Here is a 22976-nt window from a genome sequence, read left to right as displayed (position 1 = left end):
GCGTCACGCGGAGCCGGAAGTCTCGCCGGGGCGATGTAAAGGCGACGCGAGAACGATCGTTTCCGCGCCGCCCTCGCTCAGAACGCCGCGTCGAATGCCACTTCGCCTTCCACGCCGACCTGGTAGGCCGACACGCGGCGTTCGAAGAAGTTCGTCACTTCCTGCACGTCCTGCAGGTCCATGAAGGCGAACGGATTGGTCGCGTTGAAATGCTTCGGCAGGCCCAGCTGCGCGAGGCGCTGGTCGGCGCAGTACTGCAGGTATTGGCGCATGTCCTTCGGCGACAGCCCCGCGACGCCACCGGACAGCACGTCCTGCGCGAACTGCATCTCGCATTCCACCGCTTCCTCCAGCATGCGGACCACCTGCGCCTTCAGTTCGTCGTCGAACAGGTGCGGCTCCTCCTCGCGCGCGGTGCGGATCACTTCGAACGCGAACGCCATGTGGCAGCTTTCGTCGCGGAACACCCAGTTCGTGCCCGACGCCAGCCCGTGCAGCAGCCCGCGCGAGCGCAGGTAATAGACGTACGCGAACGCCGCGAAGAAGAAGAGGCCTTCGATGCAGCACGCGAAACAGATCAGGTTGAGCAGGAACTGGCGACGCTGTTCGACGGTTTCGATCCGCTGCAAACCCTGGATCGAATCGATCCACTTGAAGCAGAACTCCGCCTTCGCGCGGATCGACGGAATGTTCTCCACCGCCGCGAAGGCCTTCGCGCGCGCGACCGGATCGGGCAGGTACGTATCCAGCAGCGTAAGGTAGAACTGCACGTGCAGCGCTTCCTCGTACAGCTGGCGTGACAGGTACATGCGCGCTTCGGGCGCGTTGATGTGCTGGTAAAGGTTCAGCACGAGGTTGTTCGCCACGATCGAATCGCCCGTGGCGAAGAACGCGACGAGGCGTTCGATCAGGTGGCGCTCGGCCGGCCCGAGCTTGTGCTTGAGGTCGTTGACGTCGAGCGAAAAGTCGACTTCCTCGACGGTCCACGTGTTGCGGATCGCGTCGCGGTACATCTCGTAGAACTGCGGATAACGCATCGGCCGCAGCGTGAGGTCGAAGCCGGGGTCGAGCAGGCGGGGCGTGTGCGACATGGTCATTCTCGTCTGGGACCTTGCCCTTCAGCGGCAGCCGTTCCGCGATCCTGCGGAAGGGGAGGGAGGCAAGCCACGCATCGGCTGCCGGCTGAAGGGAAGGTGTTCGGTAGTGCTTGAAATGGAATCCCTTCTCCCGTCCACGGGAGAAGGTGCCCGGCAGGACGGATGAGGGCGCTCCACCGCACAGAGCGACTCGCCCTCACCCCAACCCCTCTCCCGCATGCGGGAGAGGGGCGTAAGTCACTGGCACGCCTCGCACGCTTCCGGATTCTCGAGCGAACACGCCACCGCGTCGGCCGGCGTGACTTCCGGCTTCGGCGCCTGCGCGGCGGCGCCGCTCACCGTCGCCTTCGCGATCTTCGTCGCCGGTCGCGAGCGCAGGTAGTACGTCGTCTTCAAGCCCTTCTTCCACGCGTACATGTACATCGACGACAGCTGGCCGATGTTCGGGCTTTCGATGAAGAGGTTGAGCGACTGGCTCTGGTCGATGAAGGCGCCGCGCTCGGCGGCCATGTCGATGAGCGACCGCATCGGCAGTTCCCACGACGTGCGATACACCGCGCGCAGCGATTCGGGAATCGCGTCGACGCCCTGGATCGAGCCTTCGGACATCTTGATGCGGTCGCGCAGTTCCGGCGTCCACAGGCCCAGCGACTTCAGTTCCTCGACGAGATAACGGTTCACGACGAGGAAGTCGCCCGACAGCGTCTCCCGCTTGAACAGGTTCGACACCTGCGGCTCGATGCATTCGTAGCAGCCGGCGATCGACGCGATCGTCGCCGTCGGCGCGATCGCGACCAGCAGCGAGTTGCGCAGGCCGTGCTCGCGGATGCGTGCGCGCAGCGCGTCCCAGCGTTCGGGGTCTTCGGGCACCACGCCCCACGCATCGAACTGCAGCTCGCCCTGCGCCGCGCGCGTGTCCTCGAAGCTGGGATGGCGGCCACGCTCCATCGCCAGTTCATTGGACGCCGACAACGCGTGGAAATAGATCGCCTCGGCGATGCGCGCCGACAACGCACGCGCGGCATCGGAATCGAACGGCAGGCGCAGCTTGAAGAACACGTCCTGCAGGCCCATCACGCCCAAACCGACCGGACGCCACTTCAGGTTCGCGCGACGCGCCGTTTCAATCGGATAGAAGTTGAGGTCGATGACGCGGTCGAGCTGGCGCACCGCAAGGCGCACGGTCTCGGCGAGCTTGTCGAAATCGAAGCGTCCGGCATCGCCATGCAGCGGGCCGTCGGCGAACACCTCGACGTGGTGCGAGAGATTGATCGACCCCAGGTTGCACACCGCGGTCTCGTCCTGCGACGTGACTTCGAGGATTTCCGTGCACAGGTTCGACAGGTGCACGACGTTGCCGTCGCGAGCGGTCTGGTTGCACGCGCGGTTGGACTTGTCCTTGAAGTTCATCCAGCCGTTGCCGGTCTGCGCGAGCGTGCGCATCATCCGCGCGTAGATGTCGCGCGCCTTCACCTGCTTGGTCGCCAGTCCGGCGACCTCCGCCGCGCGGTACGCGCGATCGAACGCCTCGCCCCACAGGTCGGTCAGCTGCGGCACCTTCGCCGGATCGAACAGCGACCATTCGCCGTCGGCTTCGACGCGGCGCATGAATTCGTCGGGGATCCAGTTCGCGAGATTGAGGTTGTGCGTGCGGCGCGCCTCGTCGCCGGTGTTGTCGCGCAGTTCGAGGAATTCCTCGACGTCCGCATGCCACGGCTCCAGGTACACGCACGCCGCGCCCTTGCGCTTGCCGCCCTGGTTCACCGCGGCGACGGACGCGTCCAGCGTCTTCAGCCACGGCACGATGCCGTTCGACAAACCGTTCGTGGAACGGATCAGCGAGCCGCGCGAGCGGATGCGCGTGTACGACAGGCCGATGCCGCCGCTGAACTTCGACAGCTTCGCCACGTCCATGTAGCGCTTGTAGATGCCTTCGAGCGAATCGTCCGGCGAATCGAGCAGGAAGCAGCTGGAGAGCTGCTCGTGCGTGGTGCCGGAGTTGAACAGCGTGGGCGAGGACGGGATGTAGTCCAGCTGCGCCATGCGCTTGTACAGCGCGAGCGCTTCGCCGACGTCCTCGCTCAGCGCGCAGGCGATGCGCAGGAAGAACTGCTGCGGCGTTTCGATCACCGTGCGCGCGGTCGGATGGCGCAGCAGGTAGCGGTCGTAGAGCGTGCGCAGGCCGAAGTAGTCGAAGCGCTGGTTGTGCGCGTTGTCGATCGCGTCGTTGAGCTTGCGCGCGTGCGCCTGCACGAACGAGAGCAGGCGATCGTTGATCAGCCCCAGCTCATGCCCGCGCTGCACCGACTGCGAGAACGCGTGGATCTCGATGCCGGCGACTTCCTTCTCGATCACGCCCGCGAGCAGGCGCGCGGCCAGTCGGCCGTACTCGGGCTCTTCGGCCGTGAGCAGCGCGGCGGTGCGGATCGACAGTTCGTCCAGTTCGCGCGTGGTCGCGCCGTCGTACAGGCCGGAAATCGTGCGCGTGGCCACGCGCATCGGATCGACGGAGAACAGGCCTTCGCACGCACGCGTCACGGCGCGGACGATCTTGTTGAGGTCGACCGGTTCACGACGGCCGCTTCGCTTGGTCACCGTCATGGTGAGGTTGGCGGCGGGCGGCGTCAGCGCGAAACCGGGATCCATGTCGGATGCGCGGGTCTCGGGCGGACGCGTCGCGCTCTCGCGGGCAGGCGTGGCGACGGGGGCTTGCGTGGTGGTGGTCATCGGCGACTCCGGTGCGTGGGCGCACGTCTGGCCGTCCTCTCCCTCGAAGGACGACGCGGGCGCGGGAGTCGAAGCGTGAATGCGGGGTGTCGCGCAGCCCGAGATTCGGGCGGGCGACGGTGCGAACCGTCGCGTGCAGCGACACCGACCGTCTTCCCTCCGAAGACTCCGTGGCCGGTCACCGCGCGGTGTGCAACGCGCGGTTGTCGGCAGGTCTTCGGACTCGGGACATGACGCGAACACGAAGGTCGCATCGCCTACCGGTGGCCGCTTCCCGGGCATCCCGCCCAGTGCCATGGCCACCTTCGTTTCCCATACCGCTGCGGGGCAGTGCTGGATTCCCACCAGCTTCCCGTTTTAAGCCGACCTGCGAAGGCCGGCACCGACGGGCCACAACATAGTGGGGGTGAGTGGATCCGTCAACGCAAAATCTAGTGGATAACAGCAGAATCGAACATGCGCGAGATTTGCCCATGCGGATGCGGCAGGGGACAATGCACGCCCTCGCGCCGCGCCTGCACGCTGCGCCGCGCCGTCTTCTCACCCCCATCCACCCTTCCATCGAAGGGCCGCAGAGGAAGCTTCCATGTCCATCGTCCGCATGTCCGACCTCGACCTCCACGGCAAGCGCGTGCTCATCCGCGAAGACCTGAACGTGCCGATCGACGGCGGGCGCATCACCTCCGAACAGCGCATCACCGCCGCGCTGCCGACGATGAAGCTCGCGCTGGAGAAGGGCGCTGCGGTCATGGTCACCTCGCACCTGGGCCGTCCGAAGGAAGGCACGTGGACGCAGGAGGACTCGCTGGCGCCGGTCGCGAAGCGCCTGTCGGAGCTGCTCGGCATCGACGTGCCGCTGGTGAAGGACTGGGTCGATGGCGTCGACGTGAAGCCGGGCCAGCTCGTGCTGCTCGAGAACTGCCGCATGAACGTAGGCGAGGGCAAGGACGACGAGGCGCTGTCGAAGAAGTACGCCGCGCTGTGCGACGTGTACGTCATGGACGCGTTCGGCACCGCGCATCGCGCACAGGCGTCCACGCACGGCGCGATCCGTCACGCGAAGGTCGCCGCCGGCGGCCCGCTGCTGATGGCCGAACTCGACGCGCTCGCCAAGGCGCTCGACAACCCGGCGCGCCCGCTGCTGGCGATCGTCGCCGGCTCCAAGGTGTCGACCAAGCTCGAACTGCTGTCGTCGCTGGTCTCGAAGGTCGACCAGCTGATCGTCGGTGGCGGCATCGCCAACACGTTCATCGCCGCGATGGGCCACGGCGTCGGCAAGTCCCTGGTCGAAATGGACCTGATCGACACGGCGAAGAAGATCATGGCCGACGCGAAGGCGCGCGGCGCGGACATCCCGGTGCCGGTCGACGTCGTCGTCGCGCCGGCGTTCGCCGCCGATGCGCCGGCGACGGTGAAGGCCGTCGACGCCGTGGGTGCAGACGACATGATCCTCGACATCGGCCCGCAGACCGCCGCGCGTTATGCGGAGCTGATCAAGGCCGCCGGCACCGTCGTGTGGAACGGTCCGGTCGGCGTGTTCGAATTCGACGCCTTCGGCAAGGGCACCGAAGTGCTCGCGCGCGCGATCGCCGCATCGAAGGCGTTCTCGATCGCCGGCGGCGGCGACACGCTTGCGGCCGTGGACAAGTACGGCATCGAGGAGGACGTGTCGTACATCTCCACCGGGGGCGGCGCGTTCCTAGAGTTCCTGGAAGGCAAGGAACTGCCGGCGGTCGCGGCGCTGAAGGCGCGCGCGTAACCACCGCGTTGTAGCCCGGGTAAGCGAAGCGCTACCCGGGTTGCCTGCACCATGCGCATCACCCCGGGCGCGCTTCGCTTGCCCGGGCTACAAAAGCATTCGAGTACCCGCATGACCACGCTCTTCTTCGACATGGACGGCACCCTCATCGATTCGGCCGTCGGCATCACGCGCTGCGTCGAGCACGCCATGGTGCAGATGGGCCTTCCGGTGCCGCCGCACGAGGAACTGCGCCGTTGGATCGGCCCCGCGCTGCGCACCAGCTTCGGGCCGCTGCTCAACGACGATGCGAAGGTCGAGCAGGCCGTGCTGCATTACCGCGACCGCTTCGAGACGCACGGCTGGGCCGAGCACGAGGTCTACGCCGGCATCGGCGAGACGATCGAAGCGCTGCACGCCGCCGGGCATCGCCTCGCCGTCGTCACCGCGAAGAACGAGCCGCACGCGCGCAAGATCGTCGACCACCTGCCGTTCGGCCATCGCTTCGACGACGTCATCGGCGCCACGCTCGACGGCCGCATCAGCCACAAGGACCAGCTCATCGCCGAAGCGCTGCGCCGGTTCGAGCTTCCTGCCGACGCGTGCTGGATGATCGGCGACCGCCGCATGGACATCGAAGGCGCGCGCCATCACGGCATGCGCAACATCGGTGTGCTGTGGGGTTTCGGCGGCGAAGCCGAGCTGCGCGAAGCCGGCGCGCTTCATCTGGCGCAGGCGCCGGGCGACATCCCGGTGCTGCTCGCGGCGTGACCGCGTTGCCTCGCGTGAGGCGGATCACACGGATTTCACGGATCGGCCAACCGCTCTGATCGGGGCAATACGCGCCGCAACGCGCTCCAGCGCGCCGCGCCCCGGTTCAAGTCGCATGCGCCCCGCGCACGCCCCCGCGTCGCGATCCTCTCCACACGGCCTTGCGCCCGATGGTGGTCTGCTTTCCACCCGGGTTTTTCAGACCACTTGGATGGATGCGATGGTGTATGGCGGCGTGACTGGAGCGGTCGAACCGAAACGGCGGACAGCTGTGCTAGCGTCGCGGGGTTCCAGGGACCGCCATTCGATGACGACTACAAAACGCCGCACCAAGATCCTCGCTACCCTCGGCCCGGCCACCGATCCGCCGGGCGTACTCGACGCGCTGCTCTCCGCCGGCGTCGACGTTGTCCGCCTCAATTTCTCGCATGGCGATCCCTCCTCGCAGATCGCCCGCGCGCAGGCCGTGCGCGACGCCGCGCAACGCGTCGGCGTGGAAGTCGGCATCCTCGCCGACCTGCCCGGCCCGAAGATCCGCATCGAACGTTTCGCCGAAGGTCGCGTGCTGCTGAAGACCGGCGACCGCTTCGACCTGGTCGCCAGCAATGACGCACCGCCGGGCAATCTGCGCGAAGTCGGCGTGAGCTACCTCGGCCTGCCCAACGACGTGCGTCCCGGCGACGTGCTGCTGCTCGACGACGGCCTCCTGCAGCTGCGCGTGGGCGCGGTCGAAGGCGAGCGCATCGTCACCACCGTGCTCAACGATGGCGTGCTGTCCGATCGCAAGGGCCTGAACAAGCAGGGCGGCGGCCTGTCGCTGGGCGCGCTGACCGAGCGCGACAAGGAACTGATCGCCGTCGCCGCCGAACTGGGCGCGGACTTCATCGCCGTGTCGTTCTGCCGCAACGCGCAGGACATGCACGATGCGCGCGAGATCGCGCGCAGCCACGGCAGCGATGCCGCGCTGGTGTCGAAGATCGAGCGCGCCGAAGCGATCGAGAACCTCACCGAGATCGTCGATGCCTCCGACGTGGTGATGGTCGCGCGCGGCGACCTGGGCGTGGAGATCGGCGATGCCGAACTGCCGGGCCTGCAGAAGAAGATCATCCGCGAGGCGCTGGAGCGCAACAAGGTCGTCATCACCGCCACGCAGATGCTGCAGTCGATGGTCGACAGTCCGATCCCGACGCGCGCCGAAGTGCTCGACGTCGCCAACGCGGTCATCGACGGCACCGACGCGGTCATGCTCTCGCAGGAATCGGCCGCTGGCCGCTATCCGATCAAGGCGGTCGAGGCGATGGCGCGCATCTGCCTGGGCGCCGAACGCCAGTTCAACCACGACACCGATTTCGAAGCCGCACCGCGCAACCTCGAACGCGCCGACCAGGCCATCGCCATGGCGGCGATGTTCCTGTCCGAGCACATCGGCGTGCGCGCGATCATCGCGATGACCGAATCCGGCGGCACGGCGCGCTTCCTGTCGCGCTTCCGTTCGCAGGTGCCGATCTACGCGCTCTCGCGCCACGACGGCGCGCGCCGCCGCATGGGCCTGATGCGCGACGTGGTCGCCTACAACTTCGACAGCCGCGGCCTGACCTCGCGCGATGCCGCGCGCAAGGCGGTCAAGGCGCTGTTCGAGCAGAACCTGCTCAGCGTCGGCGAACGCGTGATGTTCACCAGCGGCGACCACATGGAGCAGCTGGGCGCGACCAACACGCTGCGCCTGCTGCAGGTGGGCGAGGGCGGTTCGGCCGAGGGGCTGGGCGAGCTGTAACCGGACGCGCTCGCGATTGCGACGTGGCGTCCACGATGGCGCCACGTTGCCGGTGGACCACCGCGGCGCATGTAAACGCATACATCCCAAGTGGTATTGAAATCCGGGGTGTCCGGTCTGCAAGTGGTTGATTTTTCGTCGCGTTGACCGGCTCTTTGCACGGCGACGTGGCTATAATGATGGGCTTCCCACCGCTCCCGCAGGACGACCCATGAGCATCGAACAGCTTGCCGAAACCGCCCAGGCCATGGTGGCCCCGGGCAAGGGCATCATCGCCATCGACGAGTCGGGCGCGACCTGCGCCAAGCGCTTCGCCGGCGTCGGCATCGAGAACACCGAAGAAAACCGCCGCCGCTACCGCGAGCTGCTGCTCACCACGCCGAAGCTGAGCGACTACATCTCCGGCGCGATCCTGTTCGACGAAACCATCCGCCAGTCGACCTCCGACGGCGTGCCGTTCGCCAAGTACATGAGCGAGCACGGCATGATCCCGGGCATCAAGGTCGACAAGGGCACGCACAACCTCGCCGGCTTCCCGGGCGAAGTGGTCACCGAAGGCCTCGACGGCCTGCGCGCGCGCCTGGAGGAGTACTACAAGCTCGGCGCCCGCTTCGCCAAGTGGCGCGCGGTGATCAACATCGGCGAGGACATCCCGTCGGGCACCTGCATCGACGCCAACACGCACGCGCTCGCACGTTACGCCGCGCTGTGCCAGGAGCAGGGCCTGGTGCCGATGGTCGAGCCGGAAGTGATCATGGACGGCAGCCACGACCTCGATACCTGCTACGAAGTCACCGAAGTCACGCTGCGTTCGCTGTTCGCCTCGCTGTACGAGCACAGCGTCATGCTGGAAGGCACGATCCTGAAGGCCTCGATGGTCGTGCCGGGCACGACGAGCGGCGAAGACGTGGGCTACGACGAAGTGGCCGCCGCCACGCTGCAATGCCTGAAGTCCACCGTCCCGGCGACGCTGCCGGGCATCGTGTTCCTGTCGGGCGGCCAGTCGGACGAAGCGGCCACCGCGCACCTGAACGCGATGAACCAGATGGGCCCGAACCCGTGGCCGCTGTCGTTCTCGTACGGCCGCGCCATGCAGGCCGCCGCGCTGAAGCTGTGGTCGCAGGACCTGGTGAACAACTTCGCCCGTGCCCAGCAGACCGTGTACGAGCGCGCCCGCGACAACGGCCTGGCCGCGCTGGGCCAGTGGAAGCAGGCCGCGTAAGCGCCGGCGACCATCGCGATGCAGTACCGAAAAGCCGGCCCCGCGCCGGCTTTTCCTTTATGGGCTGCCCGATTCGGATGAGCGCGCACACATCGCCTCTACGCGACGTGCACGCCGTGTAGACGAGGATCCGGCCTGCAGGCACGCGGGAACGGATCCCGTTGATCCGGATCAAGTCCGCTCCCCGGGCCCTTCAGCAGACTGGACGTCACGGACGCCAAGGCACCGGTGTCCTCGCGCAAGCGAACGACAGGAGCGGCCATGGACCAGCCAGATGACAATGTCATCAAGCGGAGAGAACGCGCGGCCTTCCTGCTGCTGACGGCGGTGGTGTTCCCGCTGCTCACGGTGATGATCGTCGCCAGCTACGGCTTCATCGTGTGGTTCTGGCAGATGTTCGTCTCCGGCCCGCCGACGGGGCACTGACATGGCGGCGCCGGACCGGTCCCGACGCGCATTGCTGTTCGGCCGCCGTGCGGCGACCGCGCCGCTGCGCCCGCCGTGGGCGCTGGACGAAAACGACTTCCTCGACGCCTGCACCGCCTGCGGCGCGTGCGTCGATCGCTGCCCGGAGCGTGTGCTCGTGCGCGGCACGAACGGACGCCCGGTGTTCGATCCGCGACTGGGCGAATGCACCTTCTGCGGCGATTGCGAAAGTGCCTGCGTGCCGCGCGCGCTGGATCGTTCCGCCACGAACGAGCCGTGGGCGTTGAAGGCATCGATCGCCGACGTCTGCCTGCCGCGCCAAGGTGTGGTCTGTTCGAGCTGTCGCGACGCGTGCCCCGAGCGCGCGATCGCCTTCCCGCTCACCGCACGCATCCCGCTTCCCACCATCGATCCCGAACGCTGCACCGGCTGCGGCGCCTGCGTCGGCGTGTGCCCGGCACAGGCCATCGCACTTTCGGCGCGTGCCACGGAGGCCGCATGAAACCCGACGACAACGCGACCCGCGACGTCCACATCGCCAGCTTCGTGGTGCAGCACCGCGTCGAAGCCGCCGACGCGATCGACGCACACATCGCCGCGAGCGACGACCTCGACCTCGCGCTGCGCGCGGACACGCGGAGCGTCGTGCTGTGCGAATGCGCCGACCAGTACGCGGTGCTCGACCGCATCGACGCGTTGCGCGCGCTGCCCGGCGTGCTCAACGTCGCGCTCGTCTACCACCACGCCGAGCCGCGCGAGGCGCTCGACGCGCCGGTGCGTCCGGCGCCCGATATCCACGCTTCCGGAGTCGCGCCATGACCACACGCCGCGAGTTCATCCGCAACACCGCCGTCGCCACCGCCGCGGCCGCCGCCGGCCTGCCGCTGCCGGGCGATACCGCCAACGTGCTGACCGAAGGCGACCTGACCGCGCTGAAGTGGGACAAGGCGCCGTGCCGCTTCTGCGGCACCGGTTGCGGCGTCAACGTCGCGGTGAAGGAAGGGCGCGTGGTCGCCACGCACGGCGACGTGCATGCCGAGGTCAACCGCGGCATCAACTGCGTAAAGGGCTACTTCCTGTCGAAGATCATGTACGGCAGCGATCGCCTGACCTCGCCGCTGCTGCGCAAGAAAAACGGCGTCTACGCGAAGGACGGCGAGTTCACGGAAGTCACGTGGGACGAAGCCTTCGACGTGATGGCCGCGCAGTTCAAGAAGGTGCTGAAGGAGAAGGGCGCCGACCACATCGGCATGTTCGGTTCGGGCCAATGGACGATCTGGGAAGGCTATGCCGCGAACAAGCTGATGAAGGCGGGCTTCCGCAGCAACCACATCGATCCGAATGCGCGCCATTGCATGGCCTCGGCGGTGATGGGCTTCATGCGCACCTTCGGCATGGACGAGCCGATGGGCTGCTACGACGACATCGAAGCCGCCGACGCGTTCGTGCTGTGGGGCTCGAACATGGCCGAGATGCATCCGATCCTGTGGACGCGCGTGACCGATCGCCGCCTAACGCATCCGCACGTGAAGGTCGCCGTGCTGTCGACGTTCGAGCATCGCAGCTTCGAACTGGCCGACATCCCGATCGTCTTCAAGCCACAGACCGATCTGGTGATCCTCAACTACATCGCCAACCACATCATCACCAGCGGCAAGGTCAACCGGCAGTTCGTCGACCGGCACACCAGTTTCAAGCGCGGCAACGACGACATCGGCTACGGGCTTCGCCCCGACAATCCGCTGGAACTCAAGGCGAAGAACGCGAAGGATGCGAACGGCGGCGAGGTCATCGACTTCGACCAGTTCGCCGCATTCGTGAAACCGTACACGCTCGACAAGGCCGTCGAGATGACCGGCGTGGAGCGCGGCTGGCTGGAGAAACTCGCCAACCTCTACGCCGATCCGAACGTCAAGGTGATGTCGTTCTGGACCATGGGTTTCAACCAGCACACGCGCGGCGTGTGGTGCAACAACATGGTCTACAACATCCACCTGCTGACCGGGAAGATCGCGACGCCCGGCAACAGCCCGTTCTCGCTGACGGGGCAGCCGTCGGCATGCGGCACGGCGCGCGAGGTCGGCACGTTCAGCCATCGCCTCCCGGCGGACATGCTCGTGGCCAATCCCGAGCATCGCAAGCATGCCGAGGAGATCTGGAAGATCCCGCACGGCATCATCAATCCGAAGCCCGGTTACCACGCGGTCGAACAGAACCGCATGCTCAAGGACGGCAAGCTCAACGCGTACTGGGTGCAGGTCAACAACAACATGCAGGCCGCGGCGAACCTCTACGAGGAAACCTGGCCGGGCTACCGCAATCCGCAGAACTTCATCGTCGTGTCGGACGCGTATCCGACGGTGACCGCGCAGGCGGCTGACCTCATCCTGCCCGCCGCGATGTGGGTGGAAAAGGAAGGCGCGTACGGAAACGCCGAGCGGCGCACGCAGTTCTGGCACCAGCTGGTGAATGCGCCGGCACAGGCGCGTTCGGACCTGTGGCAGCTGATGGAATTCTCCAAGCGCTTCACCACCGACGAATGCTGGCCGGCCGACATTCTCGCGGCGAATCCGCAGTTCAAGGGCAAGACGCTGTTCGACGTGCTCTACAGGAACGGCAACGTCGACCGCTATCCCGTCAGCGACATCCAGCAAGGCTACGCGAACGACGAATCCACGCACTTCGGCTTCTACGTGCAGAAGGGCCTGTTCGAGGAATACGCAACGTTCGGTCGCGGCCACGGCCATGATCTCGCGCCGTTCGACGCGTACCACAAGACGCGCGGCCTGCGCTGGCCGGTGGTGGAAGGGCGCGAGACGCGCTGGCGCTATCGCGAAGGAAGCGACTCCTACGTGCCGCCGGGCGAAGGCTTCCGCTTCTACGGCAACAAGGACGGCCGCGCCGTGATCTGGGCGCTGCCGTACGAACCGGCCGCCGAATCGCCGGATGCGGAATTCGACCTGTGGCTGGTCACCGGTCGCGTGCTGGAGCACTGGCATTCGGGCTCGATGACGATGCGCGTGCCGGAACTGTTCCGCAGCTTTCCCACCGCGATGGTCTTCATGAACCCGGACGACGCGCGCAAACGCGGCCTCAAGCGGGGCGACGACGTGCGCATCGTGTCGCGTCGCGGCGAGATGCGCACGCGCGTGGAAACGCGCGGCCGCAACCGCATGCCCGAGGGCGTGGTGTTCGTGCCGTGGTTCGATGCCGGGCAGCTCATCAACAAGGTGACGCTGGACGCGACCGATCCGATTTCCAAGCAGACCGACTACAAGAAGTGCGCGGTCAAGATCCTGGGCGCATAGGAGGCCGGCCATGAGCAACGCATTCGCGCGCAATCGCCCGCTGTGGATCGCAGGCGCGCTCACCGTCGCGGTGATGGTGCTGGTGTTCATCGCCGGCTGGCTGTTCGGCAGCGGCAGCGAGAAGAAGGACGAGGCGCGGCGCGAGGTCGCCGCGCAGAAGGCGCATGTCGTAGCGCCGGATTCGGCGCTTGGTCGCACCGACCGTCGTCAGATCGACGCATTGCGCCGTGGCATTCCCATCGACCAGGAAGCGGCGCCGCAACCGTTGTGGCACGTGCAGAACATGGACGTGAAGCGCGAGCGCGCGTATCCGATGCAGCCACCGACGATCCCGCACGCGATCGACGGCTATCAGGTCGGCAGGAACAGCAACCGCTGCATGCTCTGCCACGCGCGCGCGAACGCCGAGAAATTCCAGGCGCCGCCGGTGAGCGTCACGCACTACATGGATCGCGATGATCAGTTCCTGGCGACGATCTCGTCGCGTCGCTACTTCTGCAACCAGTGCCACGTCGTGCAGACCGACGCGCCGCTGCTGGTCGGCAACACCTTCCAGACGATCGACGCGGTGCTCGCCGCGGCAGAAGCCGGCACCGCCACCGCGGAAGCCGCAAAGGGGCGGCCGTGATGCGCCGGCTGTGGCAATGGTTCTGGCGCGGGTTCCAGCCGTACTGGCTGACGTTGCGCCGGCCGAGCGTGCATTACAGCCTGGGTTTCCTGGTGGCGGCGGGCTTCGTCGCCGGCATCGTGTTCTGGGGCGGTTTCAACACCGCGCTGGAGGCGACCAACACGGAGGAGTTCTGCACCAGTTGCCACGAGATGCGCGACAACGTGTTCCAGGAATTGAAGACGACGATCCACTACACCAACCGATCCGGCGTTCGCGCGACGTGCCCGGACTGCCACGTGCCGCACAAGTGGACCGACAAGATCGCACGCAAGATGCAGGCATCGAAGGAAGTGTGGGGAAAGATCTTCGGCACGGTGAACACGCGCGAGAAGTTCCTCGATCACCGGCTGGAACTGGCGATGCACGAATGGGCGCGGCTGAAGGCCAACGATTCGCTGGAATGCCGCAACTGCCACAACTACGAATCGATGGACCTGACGCGCCAGAGCGCACGCGCCGCGCAGATCCACCAGCGCTGGCTGGTCACGCGCGAGAAGACCTGCATCGATTGCCACAAGGGCATCGCGCATCACCTGCCGGACATGGCGGGGATTCCGCAGGGGTGAGGAGCGGCGCTTGCGCGCCACTGGCGCGCGCCGCGACGAACGCCCGGGCAGGAGGCCCGGGCAGGGTCATCCGGAGCCGGTCGCGTGGCGCCATGGATGGCGGCGGCGCGGTAGGCAATGCGGCGCTCTCGCAGTTGTTGTTGCCTCGCCGTGCCTTTGAAATTGCGATTGCGGTCATACGGGACATCGCGCTCGCACATACCTGCCGTCATTCCCGCGAAGGCGGGAATCCATGGACTTTTCACGCTTTACCCGCGGTGCGAGGTAACGCGAGCGGAAACCCCGTGCGTGAAAGCATGGAACGTCCCTGGATTCCCGCCTTCGCGGGAATGACGGTGACGTGGTTTGCCGGTGCGGGAATGCCCAAGCGTGTGGAGCTTGGGTCTTGGCCCTCGCTGGCTTTAGCCCCTCTCCCGGGACGGCGGTTTCAACAAGGCCACTGAGCGCCGGGCAGAAGCGCGCCCCCATCGCACGCGCCCTCACTCCGCCAGAACCTTCCGATAGATCCCGGCCATCTCCTCGCCGAAACATGCGAACACCACGCGGACCGGCGCGTCGTGCGTGCCCAGCCACGCCCGCACCTCGCGCACCGCGATCGGCACCGCGCGTTCGGGTGGATAACCGTAGATGCCGCAACTGATCGCCGGAAACGCGATCGACGCGACGCGCTGCTCCATCGCCAACCGCAGCGACTCGCGATAGCACGAGGCGAGCAGGGCCGCTTCGTCGGAATCGCCGCCGTGCCAGATCGGCCCGACGGTGTGGATGACATGCCGCGCAAGCAGTCCGTGGCCACCGGTGACGCGTGCCTCGCCGGTCGGGCAGCGCACGCCGGGGCGCACCTGCGGCAGTGCGCGGCATTCGTCGAGCAAGCCGGGGCCTGCCGCGCAATGGATCGCGCCGTCCACGCCGCCACCGCCGAGCAGGCTTTCGTTCGCGGCGTTGACGATGGCGTCTACGTCGAGGGTGGTGATGTCGGTTTGGTGGATTTCGATGGGCATGGGTTTTGGCTGGTCTGAACGCACAGCGCGGCGCTTTGCGGCAACGACAGGTCGCCCTTGCCGCTTCGTTGCCCCTCACCCCAACCCCTCTCCCGGTGGGAGAGGGGCTTCAATAGCAACCCCTTTCCCGTGGGAGAGAGGTTCAACACCGCGCGGGCCTAACGATTACGGCAACGAAGCCAGCCACTCATCATCCGACCCCTCGTTCACGCCCTCGAACAGGAACGTGGACAGGTAGCGTTCGCCGGTGTCGGGCAGCATCGTGAGGATGACCGAGCCTTCCTCGGCGTTGCGTGCGACTTCCAGCGCCGCGGCGGCGGTGGCGCCGGAGGAGATGCCGACGAAGATGCCTTCTTCCTGCGCGAGGCGGCGCGCGGTGTCGCGGGCGAGGACGTCGTCGATCGGCAGGATCGCGTCGGCGACATCGCGATTGAGCACTTCGGGCACGAAGTCCGGCGTCCAGCCCTGGATCTTGTGCGGCTGCCATTCCTTGCCGGCCAGCAGCGACGCGCCCGCCGGTTCGCAGGTCGTCACGCGCACTTCGGGGCGCGCGACCTTCAGCACTTCGCCCACGCCGGTGAGCGTGCCGCCCGTGCCCCAGCCGGTGACGAAGTGGTCGAGCCGGCGGCCGGCGAAATCGCGCAGGATTTCCGCCGCGGTCGTCTGCCGGTGGTAAGCGGGATTGGCCGGGTTCGTGAATTGCCGCGCGAGGAACCAGCCGTGCTTCTCGGCCAGTTCGGCGGCGCGGCGCACCATGCCGCTGCCGCGCTCGGCGGCAGGCGTGAGGATGAGTTTCGCGCCGTAGGCGCGCATGAGCTTGCGCCGTTCCATCGAGAACGAATCGCTCATCACCGCCACGAACTTGTAGCCGCGCGCCGCGCACACCATCGCCAGCGCGACGCCGGTGTTGCCCGAGGTCGCTTCGACGACCGTGTCGCCGGGCTTGAGCTGGCCGCGCGCTTCGGCGTCCAGGATGATCGCCAACGCAAGGCGATCCTTCACCGAACCGCCGGGGTTGAAGGCTTCGACCTTCGCGTAGAGCGTCACGTGCTTCGGCGCGAGGCGGTGCAGGCGGACCACCGGGGTGCGGCCGATGGTGTCGAGGATGCTGTCGTGGATCATCGGGAAACTCCTGGGGTCGGGGCCTGAGGGCGAAGTGGCCTGGAGCGGGGACGCAGGACGCGGCCGGAAGCGGCCATCGGCAGGCGCCGATGCGCCGTCGCGGCCGTCCACGAGACCGTCATCGGAGAGTGCCACAGTCGGGTGTCAGATCCCGTTCGGTACCGTTTGGAACTCGGGCCGCCGGTCGGGAGCCGGCCTTGCGCGATCTGGCGCCTGCGGCCGTTTGCGCAATGAGTTGTCAACCAATGGGCTACGCAGCCGTTGATGCCCGACCGCTAGAATCCCCGGGCTCCAACGTCACACCACGTCAGTCCCCTCCAGGCGATCGCATGCGACCTTGTTCCAGATTCAGTTTTCGCGCCCTTCGTGCCGGCCTCGTGCTGGCCCTTGTCGGTGCGACCGTCGCATGCGGCAGCAATGGCGCCGAGCAACGCAAGGACGGTGGCGGCGATCGCCCCATCCCGGTCACCACGCAGCAGGTGCGCATGCAGCCCTTCAGCGACACGCTGCTGGCGCTGGGCAATGTGAAGGCGCGCGAATCCATCACCGTCACGGCGAAGGTCAGCGAGACGGTGCAGCAGGTGCATTTCGAGAGCGGCGACGTGGTGGCCGCCGGCGCACCGCTGGTCACGCTCACCGGCCGCCAGCAGCAGGCCGCGTTCGAACAGGCGCAGGCCACGGCGAACGAAGCCGAGCGCCTCTACCAGCGCCAGCGCGAACTCGCCGACCAGCAGCTGGTCGCGCGCTCCACGCTCGATACGCAGGTCGCGCTGCGCGATGCCGCGCGTGCGCGCGTCGCGCAGATGCGCGCCGACATCGGCGATCGCGTGATCCGCGCGCCGTTCGCCGGCGTGCTCGGCATCCGCCAGGTCAGCCCGGGTGCGCTGGTGACGCCGGGCACGGCGATCGCCACGCTCGACGACACCGCACGCGTCTACGTCGATTTCCCCGTGCCCGAGGCGATGATCGCCACGCTCGGCGTCGGCCAGCAGGTCGCCGGCACGAGCACGGCGTATCCGGGTCGCACGTTCGAAGGCCAGGTCAGCACGGTCGATGCGCGCGTGGACGAAGCCACGCGTTCGGTCGTGGTGCGCGGCGATTTCGCCAACCCCGACCGCGCGCTGCGCCCGGGCATGCTGCTGCAGGTGCGACTCTCGCGCCCGGAACGCCAGGCGCTGCTGGTGCCGGAAATCTCCATCGTGCAGGTCGGCACCGATTCGTTCGTGTACCGCGTGAAGCCCGATTCGTCGGTCGAACGCGTCGACGTGAAGATCGGTGCGCGCCGCGAAGGCCTGGCCGAAGTCACCGAAGGACTGAAGGTCGGCGACCGCATCGTCGTCGATGGCACCGGCAAGCTGCGTGTTGGCGCGCGAATCGTCGACGCCGCTGGCGACAAGGTGCCGGCGGGCGAAGTCGGCGCGGCCACCAAGAGCAGTTCGGCCAAGGCCGGCTGACCACAGGGCGCATGCGATGAACCTGTCCGACCTTTCGATCCGACGACCCGTCTTCGCCACGGTGATGAGCCTGCTCATCATCGTGCTCGGCGTGATGGCGTTCTCGCGACTGACGCTGCGCGAACTGCCGGCGATCGATCCGCCCATCGTGTCGGTGCAGGTGGAATACCCCGGCGCTTCGGCGGCGGTGGTGGAAACGCGCATCACGCAGATCCTGGAAGACGCGCTCGCCGGCATCGAAGGCATCGAGACCATCGAATCGCGCAGCGTGAACGGTCGCGCGTCGATCAGCATCGAGTTCACGCTCAACCGCGAGATCGAAGCCGCCGCCAACGATGTGCGCGACGCGGTGAGCCGCGTGCTCGACCGCATGCCGGACGAGGCCGATCCGCCGGAAGTGGAGAAGGTCGAATCCGACGCCGATCCGATCCTGTGGCTGAACATGAGCTCCACGCGCATGGACACGCTGCAGCTGTCGGACTATGCCGAACGCTACGTGGTCGATCGCCTGTCCTCCGTCGACGGCGTCGCGCAGGTGCGCATCGGCGGCCAGCAGCGCTACGCGATGCGCGTGTGGCTCGACCGCGACGCGCTCGCCGCGCGCGGGATCACCGTCAATGAAGTGGAAAACGCGCTGGAAGCGGAGAACGTCGAGCTTCCCGCCGGCCGCATCGAATCCAACGCACGCGACTTCACCCTGCGCGTGGCGCGCAGCTACCAGAAGCCGGAAGACTTCGCGCAGATCCCGCTGGGCAAGGGCACCGACGGCTACGTCGTGCGCCTGGGCGACGTCTCGCGCATCGAGCTGGCCTCGGCCGAACGCCGCGCGTACTACCGCAGCAACGGCGAGCCGAACATTGGCCTGGGCATCGTCAAGACCTCCACCGCCAACAGCCTCGACGTCGCGCGCGCCGTGCGCGAGGAAGCCGAGAAGGTGCAGAAGACTTTGCCGGAAGGCACGAAGATCTTCGTCGCCTTCGACACCACGATCTTCATCGAGTCCGCCGTCGAGCGCGTGTACCACACGCTGATCGAGGCGATCGTGCTGGTGCTGGTGGTGATCTGGCTGTTCCTCGGCAGCTTCCGCGCCGCGCTGATCCCGGCAGTCACCGTGCCGGTGTGCCTGATCGCCGCGTTCATCCCGCTGTACCTGTTCGGCTTCTCGATCAACCTGCTGACGCTGCTCGCGTTGGTGCTCGCGATCGGCCTGGTGGTGGACGACGCCATCGTCGTGCTGGAAAACATCCAGCGACGCACCGACCTCGGCGAGCCGCGCCTGGTCGCCGCCAAGCGCGGCACGCAGCAGGTGGCGTTCGCGGTGATCGCGACCACCGCCGTGCTGGTCGCGGTGTTCCTGCCGGTCGGCTTCATGGAAGGCAACACGGGGCGCCTGTTCCGTGAATTGTCGGTCGCGCTCGCAGGCGCGGTCGCGATCTCGGCGTTCGTCGCGCTGACGCTGACGCCGATGATGTCCTCCAAGTTGGTGCGCCCGCACAACCAGGAGAAGTCGAACTTCATCCATCGCTGGGTGAACGCCCGCCTGGATGGCATCACCACGCGCTATCGCGGACTGCTCTCGCGCACGACGGCGCTGGCGACCTCGCGCATCTGGCTGCTCGTCGTCGGCGTGATGCTCGCGACGATCGTCGTGAGCGGCCTGCTGCTGAAGCTGGTGCCGTCCGAACTCGCGCCGGCCGAAGACCGCGGCTCGTTCCAGATCATGATCCAGGGCCCGGAAGGCGCCGGTTTCGACTACACCGTGAACCAGGTGCAGCAGGTCGAGAAGATCGTCGCCGCGCACACGGGCGAGGGCCAGACGATCCAGCGCTACAACCCGCGCGTGCCGGGCGGTTTCGGCGCGAGCGAGGAAATGCACACCGGCCGCATCGCGGTGTTCCTGCAGGACTGGAAGGATCGCAAGACCTCCACCGCCGACGTTGCCGATTCGCTGCGCGCCGAACTCGGGAAGCTGCCCGGCGTGCGCGCGATGCCGCAGGTCTCCGGCGGCCTGGTGCGTTCGCGCGGCCAGCCGATCAACATCGTGCTCGGCGGCCCGGAATACGCCGAACTGGCGCAGTGGCGCGACAAGCTCATCGCGAAGATGGAAGCCAACCCGGGCTTCTTCTCGGTCGATTCGGACTACAAGGAAACGCGCCCGCAGATGCGCGTGGAGATCGACCGCCAGCGTGCGGCCGACCTCGGCGTGCCGGTGACCGACATCGGCCACGCGCTCGAAACCATGATGGGCAGCCGCCGCGTCACCACCTTCGTGCAGAACGGCGAGGAGTACGACGTGATCGTGCAGTCCGACCGCGAACTGCGCGCCTCGCCGGAAGACCTCGCGGCGATCCAGGTGCGTTCGCGCGATGGCGGCCTGATTCCGCTGTCGAACCTGGTGACGCTGCGCGAGCTCGCCGAACCGGGCAGCCTCAACCGCTTCAACCGCCTGCGCGCGATCACCATCAGCGCCGGCCTCACGCCGGGCTATCCGATGGGCGAGGCGATCAAGTGGCTGGAAGACAGCGTGCGCACGGAGCTGCCCGACCACGCGCAGATCGACTGGAAGGGCGAATCGCGCGAATACATCCAGGCCGGCGGCGCGGTGCTGCTGACCTTCACGCTGGCGCTGCTGGTGGTGTACCTGGTGCTTGCCGCGCAGTTCGAAAGCTTCATCCATCCGTTCGTGATCATGCTCACCGTACCGCTGGGCGTGCTCGGCGCACTCATTGGCCTGGCCGCGACCGGCGGCACGCTCAACCTGTTCAGCCAGATCGGCATCGTGATGCTGGTGGGCCTGGCGGCGAAGAACGGCATCCTGATCGTCGAGTTCGCCAACCAGCTGCGCGACGAAGGCCGCAGCATCCGCGACGCGATCGTCGAGTCCTCGTCGGTGCGCCTGCGCCCGATCCTGATGACCTCGATCGCGACCGTCGTCGGCGCCGTTCCGCTCGTACTGGCCGGCGGCCCCGGCTCGGCCAGCCGCGCGACCATCGGCATCGTGGTCATCTTCGGCGTGTCGTTCTCGACGCTGCTGTCGCTGTTCGTCGTGCCGGCGTTCTACGTGCTGCTGGCCAAATACACGCGTTCGCCGGAAGCGGTGAGCCAGGAGCTCGAGAAGCTGGAGGCGAGCACGCCGTCGGTGGGCGGGCACGCTTGATGTAATAGCTCCTCCTCCGCTCGGATGATTCTGTCCCCTCTCCCGCTTGCGGGAGAGGGGCAGGGTGAGGGCAGGCGGCCGATATCGCTTCGGTTGCCCTCACCCCAACCCCTCTCCCGCATGCGGGAGAGGGGCTATGAGCGCGGCGCTTCCGTTTGACCTGAACCGCCATTCCGCCACCGAATGGCGGGCCGGTTACCCTGTGCGCATGCCCGCCCTCGCGCCCAGCTCCCGTTTCGAATCCGAACGCCTGACCGGCGAGGGCTTCGTCCTGCGGCCCTGGCGTCCGGCGGACCTGGAATCGCTGCTGCACCACGCGAACGACGCGCAGGTCGTGCGCGGCCTGAGCAGCCGCTTCCCGCACCCCTACACGCGTCGCGACGGCGAGCGCTTTCTCTCCGGCGAAGTGGTCGACCTGGACGATCCGGTGTTCGCCATCGAGGTCGATGGACACGCCTGCGGCGGTATCGCCGCGCGTCCCGGGGACGGCGAGCGCGGGCAGTCGGCCGAACTGGGTTACTGGCTCGGCCGCTCGCTGTGGGGCCGCGGGCTGATGACGCGCGTGGTCGCGCTGTACGCGCCGTGGGCGATGCAGCGCATGGCGCTGTTCCGCCTGCAGGCGACGGTGCTCGATTTCAACGAGGCCTCCGCGCGCGTGCTGCTGAAGAACGGTTTCATCGAAGAGGGCGTCGCGCACTGCGCCCTGTTGAAGAACGGCGAACCGCACGACCTGCGCGTGTTCGCCAAAGTGAGAAGGAGTCTGTGTGACGCACCGTGATCCCCCCAGCCGCCCGCCGCGCGGGCCGCGTCCGCCCGGCCCGCCCTCGCGCGATGCCGCATCCCCGTGGGGCGGCACGCACGTGCGCAGCCGCAAGGAGCGCTTCGAAGACAACACCACGCGGTTCCGCCGCGATCGCGCCGAACACGACGCGCAGACGCACGGCGGCCGTCGCCGCGATGCGCCTGCACACGACACGCGTGCGCATGAAGGCGAGCACGACGGCGAACACGCCGCGCATCCCGCGCGCGAACGTCGCAGCGCCGAGCTTCGCCTGTACGGCCTCAACGCGATCCACGCGGTGTTCTCGCGCCGGCCGCAGGCGATCCGCAAGCTCTACCTCGCCGAATCGCGAATCCCCGCGCTGCAGCCGCTGCTGAAGTGGTGCGTCGCCAACCGCGTGGGCTATCGCGTCGTCGACGAAACCGACCTGCACAAGCTCGCCGCGAGCAGCCATCACGAAGGCGTGGTCGCCGACGTGCTGCGCGAGGAGCCGGCCGCGCTGTCGACGTGGCTGCGCGACCTGCCGTCTGGTCCGCAATGCGCGATCTGGCTCGACGGCGTGGGCAATCCGCACAACTTCGGCGCGATCCTGCGTTCGGCCGCACACTTCGGCGTCTCGGCGATCCTGCTGCCGAAGCATTCCAACCTCGCGCTGTCGGGCGCCGCCGCGCGCGTGGCCGAAGGCGGTGCCGAAGCGGTCCCGCTCGTACGCCTGGGCCGCGAAGACAACGCCATCGCGCAGTTGCGCAGCGCCGGTTTCACGCTCGCCGCCACCGTGGTGAACGGCGGCACCGACGTCTTCGCTGCACCGTTGCCCGAACGCACGATCTACGTGCTCGGCGCCGAAGGCGAGGGCATGGATCGCGAACTCGCCGCGGCGTGCGACCTGCGTCTGTCGATCCCGGGAACGGGGCTGGTGGAAAGCCTCAACGTGGCGTCCGCAGCGGCGGTGCTGCTGGCGGCGTGGAAGGCGAAGCGGGGCTGAGGCCGCGCTTTGAGCCCCTCTCCCCTCGGGAGAGGGGTTGGGGGTGAGAAGGCGCTGCTTGCGAACCACTGGTTCGCGCGCCTTCGAACGCCCGAACGCCATGCGTTCGGGCCGGGGAGGGGCAACGGAGGAATGGCGTTGAACCGTCGTTGCGGCACAGCGCTGGGATGTTGCTTC

18 protein-coding genes and 1 riboswitch are annotated in these 22976 nt (G+C 67.4%); of the genes, 14 read left to right on the top strand and 4 right to left on the bottom strand.

The annotated features are described in order from the left end of the window. Positions 1–77: 77 nt before the first annotated feature. Both DX912_RS15770 and DX912_RS15765 read right to left on the bottom strand, forming a co-directional pair. Complete coding sequence (locus DX912_RS15770; protein ID WP_425477957.1) at positions 78–1097, bottom strand: ribonucleotide-diphosphate reductase subunit beta; 1020 nt, start codon at positions 1095–1097, stop codon at positions 78–80. Between the two features lie 237 nt (positions 1098–1334). Beyond that, positions 1335–3743 carry a ribonucleoside-diphosphate reductase subunit alpha gene (locus DX912_RS15765; RefSeq protein ID WP_233433622.1) on the bottom strand — a complete coding sequence of 803 codons (2409 nt, stop codon included), beginning with the start codon at positions 3741–3743 and terminating at the stop codon, positions 1335–1337. A 272-nt stretch (positions 3744–4015) separates the two neighbouring features. Beyond that, positions 4016–4226: riboswitch (cobalamin riboswitch) on the bottom strand. Between the two features lie 184 nt (positions 4227–4410). On the opposite strand from DX912_RS15765, the gene DX912_RS15760 reads away from it, so the two are divergent. From DX912_RS15760 to DX912_RS15715, 10 genes are all read left to right on the top strand, one after another. Beyond that, positions 4411–5583, top strand: a complete 1173-nt coding sequence (locus DX912_RS15760) for a phosphoglycerate kinase (protein WP_115844011.1) — start codon at positions 4411–4413, stop codon at positions 5581–5583. 111 nt (positions 5584–5694) lie between these two features. After that, positions 5695–6333, top strand: coding sequence for an HAD hydrolase-like protein (locus DX912_RS15755; RefSeq protein ID WP_115844009.1), 639 nt, complete (start codon positions 5695–5697; stop codon positions 6331–6333). A gap of 307 nt (positions 6334–6640) precedes the next feature. After that, the gene (pyk, locus tag DX912_RS15750; protein WP_115844007.1) at positions 6641–8107 is read left to right on the top strand and encodes a pyruvate kinase; all 1467 of its coding nucleotides are present in this window, start codon (positions 6641–6643) and stop codon (positions 8105–8107) included. A 211-nt stretch (positions 8108–8318) separates the two neighbouring features. Beyond that, on the top strand, positions 8319–9329 hold the full coding sequence (locus tag DX912_RS15745; protein ID WP_115844005.1) for a class I fructose-bisphosphate aldolase: 1011 nt from the start codon (positions 8319–8321) through the stop codon (positions 9327–9329). A gap of 261 nt (positions 9330–9590) precedes the next feature. Continuing rightward, positions 9591–9755, top strand: a complete 165-nt coding sequence (locus tag DX912_RS15740) for a periplasmic nitrate reductase, NapE protein (RefSeq protein ID WP_115844003.1) — start codon at positions 9591–9593, stop codon at positions 9753–9755. A gap of 1 nt (position 9756) precedes the next feature. Beyond that, positions 9757–10257, top strand: coding sequence for a ferredoxin-type protein NapF (napF, locus tag DX912_RS15735; RefSeq protein WP_115844001.1), 501 nt, complete (start codon positions 9757–9759; stop codon positions 10255–10257). Next, positions 10254–10574, top strand: coding sequence for a chaperone NapD (locus tag DX912_RS15730; protein ID WP_115843999.1), 321 nt, complete (start codon positions 10254–10256; stop codon positions 10572–10574). Before napF ends, DX912_RS15730 begins: the two co-directional genes overlap by 4 nt. Next, complete coding sequence (napA, locus tag DX912_RS15725; RefSeq protein WP_115843997.1) at positions 10571–13063, top strand: periplasmic nitrate reductase subunit alpha; 2493 nt, start codon at positions 10571–10573, stop codon at positions 13061–13063. The genes DX912_RS15730 and napA overlap by 4 nt, the downstream gene beginning before the upstream one ends. A gap of 10 nt (positions 13064–13073) precedes the next feature. Continuing rightward, positions 13074–13691: a nitrate reductase cytochrome c-type subunit gene (locus tag DX912_RS15720; protein WP_233433616.1), complete on the top strand. Its 618-nt coding sequence runs from the start codon at positions 13074–13076 to the stop codon at positions 13689–13691. Beyond that, positions 13691–14299 (top strand): cytochrome c3 family protein, encoded by a 609-nt coding sequence (locus DX912_RS15715; protein ID WP_115843995.1) that lies wholly within the window; start codon positions 13691–13693, stop codon positions 14297–14299. The genes DX912_RS15720 and DX912_RS15715 overlap by 1 nt, the downstream gene beginning before the upstream one ends. A gap of 479 nt (positions 14300–14778) precedes the next feature. On the opposite strand, the gene DX912_RS15710 is transcribed toward DX912_RS15715, so the two are convergent. Together DX912_RS15710 and cysK are read right to left on the bottom strand one after the other, a co-directional pair. Further along, positions 14779–15300 carry an O-acetyl-ADP-ribose deacetylase gene (locus DX912_RS15710; protein ID WP_115843992.1) on the bottom strand — a complete coding sequence of 174 codons (522 nt, stop codon included), beginning with the start codon at positions 15298–15300 and terminating at the stop codon, positions 14779–14781. A 165-nt stretch (positions 15301–15465) separates the two neighbouring features. Next, positions 15466–16422 carry a cysteine synthase A gene (cysK, locus tag DX912_RS15705; RefSeq protein WP_115843990.1) on the bottom strand — a complete coding sequence of 319 codons (957 nt, stop codon included), beginning with the start codon at positions 16420–16422 and terminating at the stop codon, positions 15466–15468. A 329-nt stretch (positions 16423–16751) separates the two neighbouring features. Here cysK and DX912_RS15700 point away from each other — a divergent pair, with 329 nt between their 5' ends. From DX912_RS15700 to DX912_RS15685, 4 genes are all read left to right on the top strand, one after another. Then, positions 16752–17876: an efflux RND transporter periplasmic adaptor subunit gene (locus DX912_RS15700; protein ID WP_115843988.1), complete on the top strand. Its 1125-nt coding sequence runs from the start codon at positions 16752–16754 to the stop codon at positions 17874–17876. 16 nt (positions 17877–17892) lie between these two features. Beyond that, positions 17893–21033, top strand: a complete 3141-nt coding sequence (locus DX912_RS15695) for an efflux RND transporter permease subunit (protein WP_115843986.1) — start codon at positions 17893–17895, stop codon at positions 21031–21033. A gap of 208 nt (positions 21034–21241) precedes the next feature. Then, positions 21242–21811 carry a GNAT family N-acetyltransferase gene (locus tag DX912_RS15690; RefSeq protein ID WP_115844122.1) on the top strand — a complete coding sequence of 190 codons (570 nt, stop codon included), beginning with the start codon at positions 21242–21244 and terminating at the stop codon, positions 21809–21811. Then, positions 21798–22799 carry a TrmH family RNA methyltransferase gene (locus DX912_RS15685; protein ID WP_233433615.1) on the top strand — a complete coding sequence of 334 codons (1002 nt, stop codon included), beginning with the start codon at positions 21798–21800 and terminating at the stop codon, positions 22797–22799. The genes DX912_RS15690 and DX912_RS15685 overlap by 14 nt, the downstream gene beginning before the upstream one ends. Positions 22800–22976 lie beyond the last annotated feature (177 nt).

This window comes from Lysobacter soli (assembly GCF_003382285.1).
GTDB lineage: Bacteria > Pseudomonadota > Gammaproteobacteria > Xanthomonadales > Xanthomonadaceae > Lysobacter_J > Lysobacter_J soli.
The sequence above is the reverse complement of the archived record's forward strand: the minus strand, read 5'-3'. Positions and strand labels throughout refer to the sequence as shown.